Source organism: Fontibacterium abundans (SeqCode) (assembly GCF_965235095.1).
GTDB lineage: Bacteria > Pseudomonadota > Alphaproteobacteria > Pelagibacterales > Pelagibacteraceae > Fontibacterium > Fontibacterium abundans.
The window spans coordinates 546264-562515 of record NZ_OZ249405.1; the positions used below are offsets into that span (position 1 = coordinate 546264).

14 protein-coding genes are annotated in these 16252 nt (G+C 30.5%); all 14 read right to left on the reverse strand.

Annotated elements, in window-relative coordinates; genetic code table 11:
- Positions 1–21 precede the first annotated feature (21 nt).
- The 14 genes from dnaE to nuoI are packed head-to-tail and all read right to left on the reverse strand — an operon-like array spanning position 22 to position 16251.
- On the reverse strand, positions 22–3447 hold the full coding sequence (dnaE, locus tag AC8GER_RS03165) for a DNA polymerase III subunit alpha (protein ID WP_506598485.1): 3426 nt from the start codon (positions 3445–3447) through the stop codon (positions 22–24).
- A 4-nt stretch (positions 3448–3451) separates the two neighbouring features.
- The gene (locus AC8GER_RS03170; RefSeq protein WP_506598486.1) at positions 3452–4132 is read right to left on the reverse strand and encodes an ABC transporter ATP-binding protein; all 681 of its coding nucleotides are present in this window, start codon (positions 4130–4132) and stop codon (positions 3452–3454) included.
- Positions 4125–5348: a lipoprotein-releasing ABC transporter permease subunit gene (locus tag AC8GER_RS03175; protein ID WP_506598487.1), complete on the reverse strand. Its 1224-nt coding sequence runs from the start codon at positions 5346–5348 to the stop codon at positions 4125–4127. The genes AC8GER_RS03170 and AC8GER_RS03175 overlap by 8 nt, the downstream gene beginning before the upstream one ends.
- Before the next feature lies 1 nt (position 5349).
- On the reverse strand, positions 5350–6672 hold the full coding sequence (gene proS, locus AC8GER_RS03180; protein ID WP_506598488.1) for a proline--tRNA ligase: 1323 nt from the start codon (positions 6670–6672) through the stop codon (positions 5350–5352).
- Entirely contained in the window at positions 6672–6923 is a 252-nt protein-coding gene (locus tag AC8GER_RS03185) for a DUF1467 family protein (protein WP_506598489.1), read from the reverse strand. The genes proS and AC8GER_RS03185 overlap by 1 nt, the downstream gene beginning before the upstream one ends.
- A 3-nt stretch (positions 6924–6926) precedes the next feature.
- Complete coding sequence (locus AC8GER_RS03190; protein WP_506598490.1) at positions 6927–8597, reverse strand: ribonuclease J; 1671 nt, start codon at positions 8595–8597, stop codon at positions 6927–6929.
- Positions 8597–9358: a type III pantothenate kinase gene (locus tag AC8GER_RS03195; protein ID WP_506597443.1), complete on the reverse strand. Its 762-nt coding sequence runs from the start codon at positions 9356–9358 to the stop codon at positions 8597–8599. The genes AC8GER_RS03190 and AC8GER_RS03195 overlap by 1 nt, the downstream gene beginning before the upstream one ends.
- On the reverse strand, positions 9355–10053 hold the full coding sequence (locus tag AC8GER_RS03200) for a biotin--[acetyl-CoA-carboxylase] ligase (RefSeq protein WP_506597444.1): 699 nt from the start codon (positions 10051–10053) through the stop codon (positions 9355–9357). Before AC8GER_RS03200 ends, AC8GER_RS03195 begins: the two co-directional genes overlap by 4 nt.
- Positions 10054–11463: an NADH-quinone oxidoreductase subunit NuoN gene (gene nuoN / locus AC8GER_RS03205; RefSeq protein ID WP_506597445.1), complete on the reverse strand. Its 1410-nt coding sequence runs from the start codon at positions 11461–11463 to the stop codon at positions 10054–10056.
- The gene (locus AC8GER_RS03210) at positions 11460–12938 is read right to left on the reverse strand and encodes an NADH-quinone oxidoreductase subunit M (RefSeq protein WP_506597446.1); all 1479 of its coding nucleotides are present in this window, start codon (positions 12936–12938) and stop codon (positions 11460–11462) included. Before AC8GER_RS03210 ends, nuoN begins: the two co-directional genes overlap by 4 nt.
- 1 nt (position 12939) lies before the next feature.
- Positions 12940–14844, reverse strand: a complete 1905-nt coding sequence (nuoL, locus tag AC8GER_RS03215) for an NADH-quinone oxidoreductase subunit L (protein WP_506597447.1) — start codon at positions 14842–14844, stop codon at positions 12940–12942.
- Complete coding sequence (gene nuoK, locus AC8GER_RS03220) at positions 14845–15153, reverse strand: NADH-quinone oxidoreductase subunit NuoK (RefSeq protein ID WP_026371129.1); 309 nt, start codon at positions 15151–15153, stop codon at positions 14845–14847.
- Positions 15149–15769: an NADH-quinone oxidoreductase subunit J gene (locus AC8GER_RS03225; RefSeq protein WP_506597448.1), complete on the reverse strand. Its 621-nt coding sequence runs from the start codon at positions 15767–15769 to the stop codon at positions 15149–15151. The genes nuoK and AC8GER_RS03225 overlap by 5 nt, the downstream gene beginning before the upstream one ends.
- The gene (nuoI, locus tag AC8GER_RS03230) at positions 15766–16251 is read right to left on the reverse strand and encodes an NADH-quinone oxidoreductase subunit NuoI (protein WP_029015954.1); all 486 of its coding nucleotides are present in this window, start codon (positions 16249–16251) and stop codon (positions 15766–15768) included. Before nuoI ends, AC8GER_RS03225 begins: the two co-directional genes overlap by 4 nt.
- Position 16252 lies beyond the last annotated feature (1 nt).

Here is a 16252-nt window from a genome sequence, read left to right on the forward strand (position 1 = left end):
TGGGAAAAACACAAGTTAATACTAGTGAATTTTACACTCAAAACCTGAGCTATTTAAAACGCTGAGTATAGAAGCATCAATTAATTTGTTAGTTTTAAGATTAAACGCATAGTTTTTATCTTTAGAATTCACTCGAATTAAAACTTTGGTATCTCCACTGTCTTTTAAAATTTTCTTCAGCTCATTTATACTTTCTAAATTTTTAATAACAATTTCAGCATTATTAATCTTTGCTTCTTTAATAGAATTAATTTCAGTTAATTTTCTAGTAGTTAATCTTGTTGTTCCATTAGTCATTTTTTCTTTAACAATATTAATTAAGAAAGAATTTCCCGGAAGCATCTTGTCTCTATTAGCAAGTAAGATTTCTGAAAAAATAAAAAGCTCATACATTCTACTAAGGTCGCTTAATTTAATAATTGCAAACGGTTGTCCTTTGGCAGTTTTTTTTTCTTGGACAGCCATTAAAGTGCCCGAAAGAACAAACTCTCTATTTAAATCATTTTCAGAAATGTCAGAAAATCTTTTAACATTATAAGTTTTTAAAACTTTTTCATAATTTAATAGTGGGTGTTCGCTAATAAAAAAACCAATCGATTCAAACTCATTTTTCATTTTTTCATTTTGATTCCAAAATTCTTTTTTGTTTACAAAATTTTCTAAGGATGGAAGTTTACTATTTTTATCATTACCAAATAAACTATCTTGTAATAGATTTGATTCTTTATAATTTTTAGAAATCTTAATAATCTCAGGAACAGCGTCGAATAAAAATTTACGATTACTCTCTAAACAATCAAAAGCTCCAGACTTAATTAATCCCTCCATTTGAAGTTTATTAATTAATTTTGAGTCAATTCTTAATATAAAGTCTTCTAAAGATTTAAATGAACCGTTATTTTTTCTATCAGTAATTATTTGATTAACAGATTCATAGCCCACTGCTTTAATTGCTGCTAATGCATAATAAACTTTATTATCTCTTACAACAAAGTCTGCGAAAGATTCGTTGATAGATGGCAAAACCACATCAATCTTTAATCGTTTTAACTCTTCGTAAAACTCATTTAATTTATCTGTATTAGCTAAATCCAAATTCATTGAAGCCGCTACAAAGTAGAAAGGATAGTGAGTTTTTAAATAAGCAGTTTGATAGGCAATCAATGCATAAGCTGCGGCGTGACTTTTATTAAATCCGTACTGTGCAAATTTTTCAACTAACTGAAATATGTAAACGGCTTGATCTTTGGTAATTCCATTTTTAACAGCGCCTTCAATAAAATCTTTCTTCTGTCTTTCCATTTCTGCTGATTTTTTCTTACCCATGGCTTTTCTTAAAATATCGGCTTTTCCAGCTGAAAATCCTGAAAGAGATTGAGCAATCTGCATCACTTGTTCTTGATAAATAATAACTCCGTAAGTCTCTTTTAGAATATGTTCGATTTTAGGATGAAGGTAATCAGGCTTTTCTATTCCATGCTTACAATTATTGTATTTGGAAATATTCTGCATCGGACCTGGCCTAAAAAGAGCAACTAATGCAATAATATCTTCAAATTTATTAGGCTTCATTTGCTTTAAAACCTCTCTCATTCCAGCGCTTTCTAACTGGAACACACCCATAGTTTCGCCAGAACATAAAAGTTCAAAAGTTTTAGGATCGTCAAGAGGGAGATCTTTTAAATTTATATTAATGTTATTTTCTTTAAGAGAATTTACTGTTTTTTTAATAACCGTAAGAGTTTTGAGACCTAAAAAATCGAACTTAACAAGTCCAGCATTCTCAGACCACTTCATATCAAATTGTGTTACTGGAATATCATTTTCTGAACCAAAATCTTTATACAGAGGAACGATCTCTTCAATTTGTCTGTCTGCAATAACTATACCGGCAGCATGTGTTGCAATATTTCTATAAAGTCCTTCAAGTTTAATTGCTAATTTAATTAATTTATCAATCTTAACATCATTTTTTTGCGCCTCTTGAATTCTTGGCTCAAGTGCAACAGACTCTTGTAACGAAAGAGGACGTGACGGATCAAATGGGATCATTTTTGAAAGAGAATCTACTACGCTATAAGGAAGGCCAATAACACGACCAATGTCACGGATTGCCATTCTAGCTTGTAATTTTCCAAATGTAATAATTTGCGCAACTCCACCTTTATATTTATTTTTTACATAATTAATTACTTTATCTCGATCTTCCTGACAAAAATCGATATCAAAATCTGGAATTGAAATTCGATCTGGATTTAAAAAACGTTCAAAGATTAATCCAAATTTAATTGGGTCTAATTCAGTTATAGATAATGCCCAAGCAACCAAAGATCCGGCTCCCGATCCCCTTCCTGGTCCTACAGGAATGTTATTATTTTTAGCCCACAAAATATAATCAGAAACAATTAAGAAATAACCAGAAAACTTCATCTGGTTAATCATTTTCACTTCGTAATTTAATCTATCTACATAAATCTTCTTTGTTTCTTCAATCTGTTTAGGATCATTTATATTTTTTAAAATAACTTCCTTTAATCTAACCTCTAATCCTTTTTGAGCTAATTCTTGAAGAACAACCTCGACATTTTTTTCAGTCGAAGAGGTTGATGTAAAGTTTGGAAGTAAAGGTTTGCTTGGTAGTGGTCGATAAAGACATTGAAATCTTAAATTATGATTGTTTTCTAAAGCATCAGGTAAATCAGCAAACAATTTAAGCATTTCTTCATTGCTCTTAAGATAATGCTGATCTGAATAACTAATTCTATTTTTATCCTCCACATAAGCTTTTTGACCAATACAAATATATGCATCATGCGCTTCATACATGTCTTGATGAATATAAAAAACTTCTTGTGAGGCTATAATTGGAACTTTTAAAGACTTTGAATTGGCTATTAAAAAATTTTCTATTCTACCTTCATTAGCTTCATTATGCCTTTGTATTTCAAAAAAAAGATTATCTTTAAATACAGACTTTAATTTACTTACGTTATTTAAAAATATTTTATCCTGATTGTTAAGAATAAGTTGAGAAGTTAAAGTATGATTTCCACCTAACAAAACAAAGAGCCCACTACTATAGTCTAACAAGTCTTTAATTGAACAATGGGGCGCATCAGTTGCGTTAATATCTAGATAGGATTTAGAGGAAAGTTTTAATAAATTTTTGTAACCTATCTCATTCTTTGCAATTAGAGAGACTTTACCGATAATATTGTCAGTCTTTATATTAAGCTGAGTGCCAATAATTGGATGAACACCTGCTTTTGATAGCTCTTCTGAAAACTCTAAAGCTCCACTTAAATTATAAGAGTCAGATATCCCAAGGGATAAAAATTTTGAAAGTTTTGCATACTTTGCTAGCTCTTCAATTTTAACTGCTCCTTCACAGATTGAGTACTGAGTGTGAATTTTAAAGTGGTTAAAAGTAATATCTTTGAGACTCATTTTTCTATTTCAAAATTCTAACATTAGAATCTTGAATAGCTAACTGAATATCTGCTTTATCTGACAATTCTCTATTGTGAGTTGCAAAAACAATTAATCTTTCTTTTGATTTTAAACTTAAAAGTATTTCAAAGACTTCGTTTGCAGTTTTGCTGTCTAAATTACCAGTTGGTTCATCTGCTAGAATAAGCTCAGGTTCATTTATTAAAGCTCTAGCGATTGCAACACGCTGCTGTTCCCCGCCTGACAATTCATGAGGGTAATGATTTAATCTTTCTTTTAACCCAAGTTTTGTAAGTAAACTTTCTGCTTTTTTAAAAGATTCATTCTTATCTAAATTATTAATTAGTAAAGGAAGAATAACATTATCAACTGCACGTAGATCAGAAATTAAATTATTAAATTGATAAACTATTGAAATACTCTTTCTTCTATAAATTGTTTTTTTATCATCCTTCAAATTAATTAAATTAACATCATTAAAAAAATACTCACCCTGATCAACTGTCTCAAGTAATCCCAAAATATGTAAAAGTGTTGATTTTCCAGAACCAGAAGGTCCGATTAATGAAACTATGTTATTTTTACTTAAAGATAAATTAACACCATTCAAAACTTGAATATTTTTACTAGCGTCTATGTATTTCTTTTGAATATTTTTTAACTTTAAAAAATTATCAGTCATATTTTAATCCTTTGATTGGATTAAGTTTAGATGCTGAAATTGCAGGATATAAACTTGCAACGAATGTAATTAGTACTGAGAAGAAACAGATAATAAGAACGGACTTGTAATCAATCAATGAAGGCATCTTACTCAAAAAATAAATTTCAGGAGGAAAAACTCTTACTTGAAAAACAAAGCTTACAAACTGTCTAATGGCTTCAATGTTATGAGCAAAAACTACACCCAAAATTACTCCAAATATTGTTCCACTAATTCCAATAAAAGATCCCATGATAAAAAAAATCTTTGAAATTGAAAACTTTGACATTCCAAGGGTATTAAAAATTGCAATCTCTTTTGTTTTGTTTTTAACCAAGATCGTCATGCCCGTTACGATATTAAATGCTGCAACAATGATAATAAGAGTTAAAATAATAAACATCACATTACGCTCAACTAACAATGCATCAAAAAATGTTTGATTATTATCTATCCAAGTTGTGAAATAATAATTTTGAAAATTTTTCTGTAGATCTTTTTTATAAAGATCAACGTTATTAACGTCCTTAATTTTAATATCTACTGAAATAAGATTTTTATTATTTTTTATAAATTCTAAAGCATCGTTATAGGGAATAAAGACATAGTTATAATCTAACTCTGACACTCCACTTGAAAATGTTGAGGCTACTTTAAAGGTAAATTGTTGAGGCAATTTTCCAAACGGAGTTGAAATATTATTAGCCGAAAGTACGTTAATCTTATTATTTTTTGCAATCCCAAGCTTATCCGCCAGTGCATTTCCAATTATAACTGAGCCCTTCGTATAACCAGATAGCTCCTTGATAAACTCGTCTTTAAGCAAATCCTCTTTATTAATTCCAATAATTCCAATCCCAGAATTAGTTCTTTCTGAAACTAACAATCCTTGAGCTTTAATAACTTTTCTAATGCTTTTAACTTCAATTTTTCTTTCATTAAAAAACTGAGTTAATTTTGGAATACTCAATTCATCGTTACCAACAGAATGAACAATTATATGAGGATTAAACTTTAAAAGTTTATCAAACAGTTCGGCTCGAAACCCATTCATTACTGACATAACAATGATCAGAGTTGCAACACCTATAGATATTCCAAGAAAAGAGAAAATTGAGATAATTTTTAAAAAACTATCTTTTTTTTTTGATCGAATATAATTTTTTATTATTAATAACTCAGCAGCGGAAATCAATTTAACCTTTTAATTTTTTTATTTTTTTAATTATTTCTTCAATTGTTAACATTTCTGTTTTTGCATTTAACTCTTTAAATTCTAATTTATCATCACTACTTTTTGAGCCGATAATAATTTGATAAGGAACGCCCATTAAATCAAAGTTTTTAAATTTACTTGATGGACTTTCTAAAGTGTCATCTAAAATAGCATCAATGGAATTGCTCTTTAAAGTTTCATAAATTTTACGAGCTTTATCCAAAGGAACAGTATCAGATTTATTGTTAAGTGGGATAATTGCAATATCAAATGGAGAAATCACAAGCGGCCACTTCATAACTCCTTCAATACATTTTGCTTCAATAACTGCAGCAACGAGTCTTGAAACTCCAATTCCGTAAGATCCCATCTCAACATTAACATTCTTGCCTTCTTTGTTTAGAACGTTTGCTTTCATGGGTTGTGAGTATTTATTTCCAAAATAAAATATATGACCTACTTCTATTCCTTTAGTTGCTAACTGTTTGTCTTTTGAAACTTTTTCATTAAATTCTTTTTCAGAATGTTTTTCATCTGTTGCGCTATACGGAGTTGAAAATGCTGTAATCATTTTGTTAATTGAAGCTTCAGAACTATCAAAGCTATTAACATCTATATCAAGTAATGATTTATCTAAATAAACTTGGCTCTCGCCTGTGTCTGCTAAGATAATAAATTCATGAGAAGCATCTCCACCAATTGGTCCTGAGCTTGCTCTAAGAGGTAATGCTTTTAATTCTAATCTAGTAAACGTTCTAAGGTATGCATAAAACATTTTATTATAAGATTTGATTGCATCTTCTTTGGTAAGATCAAAAGAGTAAGAATCTTTCATTAAGAATTCTCTGCAACGCATTACACCAAATCTTGGTCTAATCTCGTCTCTAAACTTCCACTGAATATGATAAAGAATTAATGGTAATGATTTATAGGATTTAACGTTATCTCGAAAAATTTCTGTAACAAGTTCTTCGTTAGTTGGTCCGTATAATAACTCTCTATCTCCTCGGTCTTTAATTCTAAGCATTTCCTGTCCATAATCATTGTATCTGCCGCTTTCTTTCCAAATATCTGCTGATTGAATGGTTGGCATTAGCATTTCTTGTGCGCCTACGTTGTTCTGCTCTTCTCTAACAACTTGTTCAATCTTCTTTAAAACTTTAAGCCCCAATGGCAGCCAAGAATAAATACCTGCAGCACTTTGTCTGATCATTCCAGCTTTAAGCATTATTTGATGTGATTTTAATTTAGCGTCAGCTGAGACTTCTCTGAGAACGGGAAAAAATAACTTTGAAATCAGCATTAAAATAATATTTTTCTAATTTTAAACAAATCTAATTGGTCTACTACTAATATTAAAGAGAAAATAACGGTTGATATAAGTGTGGTTATTAAAATCTTTTTTTTCATTCTAGATTCAACTGGAGCTCCAGGATCAGTACCTTTTTGATAATCTGGAGAATCAATTTGATTAGTAATTCCAAAAGGCAACACCATAAAAAATATGATCATCCACAGATTTACATAAATAATAATGCCACCTGTAATCGACATAAACTAAAATCTAACTAAATTTATATTTACGAAGGGTTTTTTTCCAGATTTATCGTTGATTAATTTTCTACAATTACCTTTTAAAGTATCGATTAAATTCTTTTCTTGTTTTGAATTATTTAAATTAAAACTTTTACAAGTATCCATTACTACATCTTCTAAATCATACTCAATCTCACTTGCATCTTCTTCGATAAAAGGAATTCCTTTTAAAGTAATGATTGGATTATTTTTTATCTGACCGTTCTTAGAAATTAAAACTGTAATCTCCATATAACCATTTGCAGCCATATTTCTTCTCTCTTTTAAAACTGGAGAGTCATTATCAATTAAAACTTTACCATCTAAATAAACTCTACCCCATGTCACTTTATCAACTACTTGGGGTTCACCTGGTGCAAGTCTTATAATCTCACCATTACTTACTTTAATTGGAAACTTGACCCCCATTTCTTTTGCAAAATTAATATGCTCGGCCATATGTCTTTGTTCACCATGAACTGGAATTAATATTTTGGGTTTTACCCAATTATACATTTTTTTTAAGTCTTCACGGGCTGGATGACCTGATACGTGAATCATAGAATTTTCTTCTGATAAAACATTGATTTCACTTTTAGAAAAATCATTAAAAATTTTATATAATCTCTTTTCGTTTCCAGGAATAATTCGAGAAGAAAAAATAACGTTATCATCTTTTTCAAGGTGAAGATCTGGATGAGTTCCGTTTGCAATTCTTGCTAAAGCTGCTCTTTGCTCGCCTTGTGAGCCCGTGCAAAGAAATACCATTTTATTTTTTGGCATTTTTTTTGAATCTCTAACGTCAATTGGAACTTTAATGTCTTGTAAATAATTACACTGTCTTGCTAGTTCGTAAATTCTATTCATAGATCTTCCAACTAAACAAACATGTCTTCCAATTTTTTCTGCAACTTTGAAAACTGTTTCCATTCTTGCAACGTTCGATGCAAAAGATGTAATAACGATCCTGTTTTTCATCTTCTCTAAAACAGTTAAAAGACCTGTTCTTACTAAGCTTTCTGAGCCTGATGATCCAAGATTAAAAATGTTAGTGGAGTCGCAAACCATTGCAAGTACACCTTTTTTTCCAAGCTCTGTTAATTTTTTAACATCAGTTTTTTCTCCAATTAAAGGATCCTCATCGATCTTCCAATCTGCTGTATGTAAAACAACACCTTCAGGTGTTGTGATCGCAAGTCCATTAGGTTCTAAAATAGAATGAGTAAGTGTAACGTAATCAATATCAAAAGCCCCTAGTTTTACGTTACCACCTAATTTAACAATTTTTAAATGACTCCCGATATTAATTTTTTTTTCTTTAAATTTTTCTCTAACAATTGCGGCTGTAAATGGAGTTGCGTAAATTGGACACTCGAGCATAGGCCACAAATGCGCAATTGCACCAACGTGATCCTCATGAGCATGTGTTAAAACTATCCCTAATAAATTCTCTTTTTGGTTTGCAATAAACTCTGGATTGGGAAGGATGACTTCAATACCTGGAATATTATCATCAGAAAAAGTAACGCCAATATCAACGATAATCCATTTGTATTCACCTGGCTTTCCATAGCCAAATAAATTCAAATTCATTCCAATCTCACCTGCTCCACCTAATGAGCAATATACTAATTCCTGTCCACCTTTAGCCATTAAATATTTTTTAAATTAAATTTTAAAGTTTCAGCTATTCCTTTTAAGGTAATCTGCTGATCGATAACTTTGTCTTTGAATGGAAATGAAGAAAAGAAAATATTAGCAAGTCCTCCAGTAAAAATAACTAGATACTTCTTTTTAGTTTCTTTAATAATTTTTTGCACAAGTTCCTTAATTAAACCAATATAGCCCCAATACATACCGTTATTAATTGCGCTGACTGTATCTTTTCCTATGTATTTATTAGTTTTCTTTAATTTAATTAAAGGAAGCTTAGCCGTTGCTTCTTCTAAAACTTTTAGTGATAAATTAATACCCGGTGTAATCATTCCGCCAATGTAACTATTTTGAACTATAACATCAAAAGTTGTCGCTGTTCCAAAATCAATAATGATTGAATTTTTTTTATAAATTTTAAATGCAGCAATAGCATTTACAACTCTATCTGAACCAACTTGTTTTGGTTTGCTTAGTTTAAGTTTAATAGGAAGATTAAGATGTCGATCTTTAATTTCATTAAGGTGTATATTTTTTTCCTTTAACATTTTTTTTAAATTATTAAATGCATTAGGAACAACGCTTGAGGATAGAGCGCCTTGATAGAAATTTTTTTTAATTTTCTTATTAATAGAACCAAGACGACCTTCTAATATATCAGAAGTATCTATTGTAAATTTATTAGAATACTTATTCGTTAATTTATTAAAATTAACAAAATCAATATTCGTATTACCGATGTCGATGATTAAATAATTCAAACTAAACTACCATGCGTAAAATAATCTTTGTGATTATTGTGCTCTAAAATCAAAGCACCGTTGTTATTAATACCCTTAAAGATACCCTTATAAATCTTATTGTTTATTTTGAAATTTATAAACTTATTTTTATTAAAAGCATATTTATTCCAATCTTTAGCGATTTTTTTTAATGAAAATTTTTTATCAATAATATTACTTACAAAAGCTTTTTTAAGGTTTTCCACTAGTTCTTTTAAGTTAATTTTTTTCTTTGTTTCTTTATTTAAATAAGTCGTTGGATATTTTTTAATCTTTGGAGAAGATTTTACATTAATACCAATCCCAACAATTAAAAAAAACTTACCAAAGACAATACTTTCTTGTAAAATTCCACTTACCTTCTTGTTATTAATATAAAGGTCATTAGGCCACTTTAAAGTAACGTTTTTAATATTATAACTTTTTAAGATATTTCTAATTTGCAATTGAACAAGAAACTGAATTTTTTTTAAATTAGATCTTAAAATTGGAAAGAAAATAGTAAAATATAAATTTCCTTTTGGCGAACTCCATTGATTACCATATCTGCCTCGACCTTTTGTTTGTTCGTCAGCAATAACAATTCCTTTAAAAATTTTATGTTTGGTAATTAATGATCTAGCAAAATCATTGGTGCTCTCTATTTTCGTAAAATTAAAAATAGGCAGACTCATTTATTTTATATTTTTTGTAATACTTTCTACGATTGTATTAAGTGTGGATGGATCAATGAAATAAAATAATACAACAACTGTTGAAACGATAAGTGAAAATTTCACACCATAACTAGAATTTTTATCGTAACTTTCTTTAGCGGCATCGAAATAAATAACTTTTATAATTCGAAGATAATAAAATGCAGCAATCACAGCGGATAATAATCCGACAACAGCAAGATAATAAATTTTTTGCTGTATGATCGCTAAGAAAATATAAAATTTTGCAAAGAATCCTGCAAGAGGAGGAATCCCTGCCAAAGAGAATGTTAATATTGTTAAACAAATTGCTATAAGTGGATGATGTTTTGAAAGTCCTGATAGATCAGAAATATTTTCAAAATAAACTCCATTTCGATTTAAAGACATAATGCAAGCAAACACTCCAATATTCATAAACACATAAATAACTAAATAAACTAAAACTGCGCTTAATGACTCGGGTGTTGCAATGGCAAGACCTGCAAGAATAAAACCGACATGACCGATTGAGCTATAAGCCATTAGACGTTTTAAATTGCTTTGACCTATTGCAGCAACAGCGCCTAGGAACATTGATGCAATTGATAGAACGATAACAACTGTTCTCCATTCACTTATGAAGTTTGCATAAGGAACGTTTAAAAATTTTATCAATGCTGCAATAGCTGCAACTTTTGGGGCCATAGCAAAGAATGTTGTAACGGATGTAGGTGATCCTTCATAAACATCTGGAGCCCACATATGAAATGGTACTGCTGATATTTTAAATGCAATACCACAAAGAATAAAAACTAAACCAAATTTTAAAGCACCACTCTGCTCGGTTGCGACTTTGGCTATTTCTGAATAATCAACTGAACCTGTGAATCCGTAAACTAAAGAACATCCATATAATAAGAGACCTGAAGATAAAGAGCCTAAAACAAAGTATTTTAAGCCAGCTTCTGAAGATTTGAGAGACTTAGTGTTAATGGCTGCAAGCACATAAAGGCATAAAGACTGAAGCTCTAGTCCTAAATAGAAAACAATTAAGTTGTTAGCACTAATCATTACAAACATTCCAAGTGTGGATAGCAATAGAATGATTGGATACTCAAATTTCGCAATCTTTAATCTTTCAAGATAAGCGTTTGAAATTAACATTGTAAATAAAACTGAAATCAAAACTAAAATCTTCATAAAATTCGATAACGGATCAATAGTGTAACTGTTACCGAACAAGGTAACAGATGAATCAAAGTTAAAATAAACAACGAAAATTAGAGCGGCTAGCAATACAATAATAATATAATTTATTATTTTATTAAAAGTTTTAGAAAAAACTCCAGCAATTAATAAAGAGAATGAGCTTAATAATATAACTAATTCTGGAATAATATTTTTCATTTGATAGCTCCCATATTTTTAACAACTAAATCTACTGAAGATGAAATTGGTTCTAAAATTAAATTAGGATAAACTCCAAATACAATTGTTAAAATCATTAGCATAAATAAAATTACTATTTCTGTTGCATCTAAGTCTAATAATTTTTCACTATGATTGTTAACTTTAAATTCTCCAAACACAACTCGTTTGCATAACCATAATGAATAAGCAGCAGACAATATTACTCCTGTTGCTGCAAGTATGGCCACAATGTAATTTACTTTAAAAGTTCCAATCAAAGTTAAAAACTCTCCGACAAATCCACTTGTGCCTGGAAGACCCACATTTGCAAGGGATGAGAATATAAATACTAAAGCAAATTTTGGCATAATGTTTACAACACCTGAATAGTCTTCAATTAATCTGCTGTGCACGCGATCGTACAAAACGCCAACACACAAGAATAATGATGAAGAAATTAATCCATGGCTAATCATTTGAAAAATCGCGCCATCTATCCCCTGTTTAGTAAATGAGAAGATTCCAATGGTAACATAACCCATATGAGCTACTGATGAATAGGCAATTAGCTTTTTCATATCTTTTTGCATCAGCGCTACAAAAGATGCATAAATTATTGCAATGACACTCAAGACAAATACGAAGTTCGCAAAATAATGAGAGGCAATTGGAAATAATCCAAGTGAAAATCTAATAAATCCATAACCTGAAATTTTAAGCAAGATTGCAGCAAGTATTACTGAGCCTGCTGTTGGCGCCTCAACGTGGGCATCTGGTAACCATGTATGGAATGGCCACATTGGAAGTTTAACGGCTAGAGAAATAAAAAAACCTAACCACATCCAGTATTGTAAATTTTCAGGAATTTTTAACTCCGTTAATTTAACCAGATCTAAAGTATTCATGTTCCAATAGATGGCGATAATTGCAATCAGCATGAAAATTGAGCCTAAAAACGTATATAAAAAGAACTTTAAAGCAGAATAAACACGTCTTTCTCCACCCCAGATGCCAATAATTAAAAACATTGGAATTAGTCCGCCTTCAAAGAATAGGAAGAATAAGAATAAATCTAAAGCACAGAATACCCCAATCATAAAAGTCTGCATGATCAAGATCGCAATTAAAAATTCTTTAATTCTTTTCTTTAAACTATTGATCGATGCAAAAATGCAAAGTGGGGAAATAAAAGTCGTAAGCAAAACTAAAAATATTGAAATTCCATCAACACCCATTTTGTATGAAACAAAATTTTTAATCCATTGAGTTTCTTCAACAAATTGAAAACCAGGATTAGTTGGATCAAATTTACTCCACAAGAATAATGAAACAATAAAATTAATAACTGATACTAAAATTGAAATATTCTTTGATGAACGCTCAACGACTTCATCACTTCCTCGTCTTAGTAAAATAAAAATAACTCCAACTAATGGGAAGAAAGTTAAGAATGATAAAATTGGAAAATTCATGTTAGATAATAATTAAAAAAGATACGATTAATATTACGCCAACTAAAATTACTGTTGCGTAGTGGTATAAGTAACCTGACTGAATGCTACTTGCTCTATCTGATAAATTTTTTACAACTTTTGCAACTCCATCTGGTCCATAAGCATCAATTATTTTGACATCACCCCTTTGCCACAAGAATGTTCCAATGCCTCTAAAACTTTTAACAAACAATAAATCGTAAAGTTCATCAAAGTACCATTTCTTAACTAAAAAATTATAAAATGGCCTATTGGTGTTAATAAAGCCCTCAACGATATCTTTTCTCTTTAAGAATAAAATAAATGATAGAGGAATTGCTAAAATTACTAATGTTGGAATTAAAATTAGTAACCACAGCGGTGGATGACCATGTGCTGTTTGTTTTAAGAAAAATATTGCCTTACCCCAAAACTGTGTATTCTCTCCAATAAATATTCCATGAAACACATAACCTGAAAATATTGCGCCAAGCGCAAGCAAGAATAACGGAATAAGCATTACCGGTCCTGACTCATGAACTTTTTCAAAACTCATTGTATTGTTATATTTTCCATGGAAAGTTTTAAAAATTAATCTCCATGAATAAATGGATGTTATAAATGCAGTGGTAAGGCCAATTACAAATGCATAACCTGCAAACAAACTTTTAGAAAAATAAGCAGACTCTATAATTGCATCTTTAGAATAAAATCCTGCAAGCAGTGGAAATCCCGTTAAAGCAAGTGTTCCGATTAACATTAGAGCGTAAGTTAGAGGAATTTTTTTCCAAACTCCGCCCATCTTTTCTATATTTTGTTCATCATGAAATGCGTGAATTACTGAGCCTGCCCCTAAAAATAAAAGAGCTTTAAAAAAAGCGTGCGTAAATAAGTGAAATATAGCAACGTTATAAGCACCCATTCCTGCTGCAAAAAACATATAACCAAGCTGACTGCATGTAGAGTAAGCAATAATTCTCTTTATATCTGTTTGAACGATTGCAATTGAGGCTGCAAAGATTGCAGTTGTTGCGCCAACAAAAGCTACTAAGTTTAAAGCGTATTGAGAATACTCAAATAAAGGTGAGCATCTTGCAACTAAGAAAACACCAGCTGTAACCATGGTCGCGGCATGAATTAATGCCGATACTGGCGTTGGTCCTTCCATGGCATCAGGAAGCCAAGTATGAAGAAAAATTTGAGCAGATTTGCCCATTGCACCAATAAATAAGAATACACAAATCGTTGTAATTAAATTGTATTCACCACCAAAGATCTTAATTGAATTTTTAGACTGATCTGCTGCTTGTGAAAAAACTTCACTGAAATTTAAAGTTCCAAAAGTTTTGAAAATTAAAAACATTGCAATTAATAAACCGAGATCCCCTACTCTGTTTACAATAAAAGCCTTCATGGAAGCATTGTTTGCAGATTCTTTTTTAAACCAGAAACCAATTAACAAGTAAGATGCAAGTCCAACTCCTTCCCAACCAAAGAATAGTTGTAAAAAGTTATCAGCCGTAATTAGCGATAACATCATAAATGTGAAAAGAGAAAGGTAAGACATAAATCTTGGTTTATGAGGATCGTGACTCATATAACCAATTGAATAAATATGAACTAAAGCTGAAACTGAATTTACAACAACAAGCATCACGGCTGTAAGTGAATCTACATAAATAGACCAATGCAATTTTAATGATCCAGATGTAATCCAGTTAAGAATTGGATACTCATAAACTTTTCCAGTTTTAATTGTTTCAAGTAAAATAATTAAAGAAAGAATTGCTCCAGTTACAACGAATGCAGAAGTTATAATCTGACAAGTTCGATCACCAATCTTTTTGTAAAAAAAAGCTGAAATGAAAGATCCAAGTAAAGGTAAAAATAAGATTAAATAAAGCATTTAACCTTTCATTGAATTAATATCTTCTACCTGGATAGATCCTCTGTTTCGGAAGAAAACCACAAGAATAGCAAGACCAATTGCAGCCTCAGCTGCTGCAACAGTTAATATAAAGAGAGTAAAAATCTGACCTGTTATATTTTGCAAATAAACAGAGAAAGCGACCATATTAATATTTACTGAAAGCAAAATTAATTCAATAGACATTAAAATTACAATTACGTTTTTACGATTAACGAAAATCCCAAACACTCCTAAGGTAAAAATGCTTGCAGATAAAAATAGGTAGTGAGCTAGAGTAATTTCAATCATTAACTTTTACTCCCTTGTTACTTTCAACATCTACAAGCTCAATTGAGTCTTCTCTCTCACGAGACGACTGCTTTAAAATGTCTTGTCTCTTAAGATTATCTCTACGTCTAAAAGTGAGTAAAATAGCGCCTATCATAGCAACTAAAAGTACTATTCCTGAAAGTTGGAATGGTAAGAAATAATCGGTGTAAAGTAATTTTCCAATCTGAACAGTGTTTGTTTCTTTTACATCATAAGCAATTTTTGCAGTTTTAATAAATTCAGGTCTAAACTGCCAACTTCCAATAATAATAATTAATTCAAAAAATATTACTAAGGCGATAAAAAAACCAAATGGCATATATTGCAAGAACCCTTGTTTAACTTTTATAAAATTTCCCTCTAACATCATCACGACGAATAAAAATAAAACCGCAACGGCTCCCACATAAACAATAAGTAAAATCATTCCGACAAATTCGGCTCCGATCATAATGAATAAACAAGAAACATTAACGAATGCTAAAATTAAAAAGAAAACGGAATGCACAGTATTTTTTGAAGAAATAACCATAAGGCTTGAAAGAATAGCTACTGAGGAAAGTAAATAAAATATTATTGCGTGCGCTATCATCTGAAAGATTTATCTACTTTAATGTTGTGAGCTAATTCTTTTTCCCACTTGTCGCCATTTTCTAAAAGTTTTTCTTTATTGTAATAAAGTTCTTCTCGTGTCTCTGTTGCAAATTCAAAATTAGGCCCTTGAACAATTGCATCCACCGGACAAGACTCTTGGCACAGCCCACAGTAAATACATTTTAACATATCGATGTCGTATCTTGTTGTTCTTCTAGATCCATCTTCTCTAGGTTCAGCTTCAATTGTGATTGCTTGAGCAGGACAAACTGCTTCGCATAATTTACATGCAATACATCTCTCTTCGCCATCTGGATATCGTCTCAATGCATGTTCACCCCTAAATCTTGGACTGATAGGACCTTTTTCAAAAGGATAGTTAACTGTTGCTCTTCTTTTAAATATATAAATAAAAGCAAGATAAAGACTTTTAACAAACTCTGATAAAAAAATAATTTTTAATATTCTAGAAAATTTTATT

Coding starts and splice junctions, on each gene's coding strand:
- dnaE (WP_506598485.1), bottom strand. CDS start 3,447: ATGAGTCTCAAAGATATTACTTTTAACCACTTTAAAATTCACACTCAG.
- AC8GER_RS03170 (WP_506598486.1), bottom strand. CDS start 4,132: ATGACTGATAATTTTTTAAAGTTAAAAAATATTCAAAAGAAATACATA.
- proS (WP_506598488.1), bottom strand. CDS start 6,672: ATGCTGATTTCAAAGTTATTTTTTCCCGTTCTCAGAGAAGTCTCAGCT.
- AC8GER_RS03185 (WP_506598489.1), bottom strand. CDS start 6,923: ATGTCGATTACAGGTGGCATTATTATTTATGTAAATCTGTGGATGATC.
- AC8GER_RS03190 (WP_506598490.1), bottom strand. CDS start 8,597: ATGGCTAAAGGTGGACAGGAATTAGTATATTGCTCATTAGGTGGAGCA.
- AC8GER_RS03200 (WP_506597444.1), bottom strand. CDS start 10,053: ATGAGTCTGCCTATTTTTAATTTTACGAAAATAGAGAGCACCAATGAT.
- nuoN (WP_506597445.1), bottom strand. CDS start 11,463: ATGAAAAATATTATTCCAGAATTAGTTATATTATTAAGCTCATTCTCT.
- AC8GER_RS03210 (WP_506597446.1), bottom strand. CDS start 12,938: ATGAATTTTCCAATTTTATCATTCTTAACTTTCTTCCCATTAGTTGGA.
- nuoL (WP_506597447.1), bottom strand. CDS start 14,844: ATGCTTTATTTAATCTTATTTTTACCTTTACTTGGATCTTTCATTTCA.
- AC8GER_RS03225 (WP_506597448.1), bottom strand. CDS start 15,769: ATGATAGCGCACGCAATAATATTTTATTTACTTTCCTCAGTAGCTATT.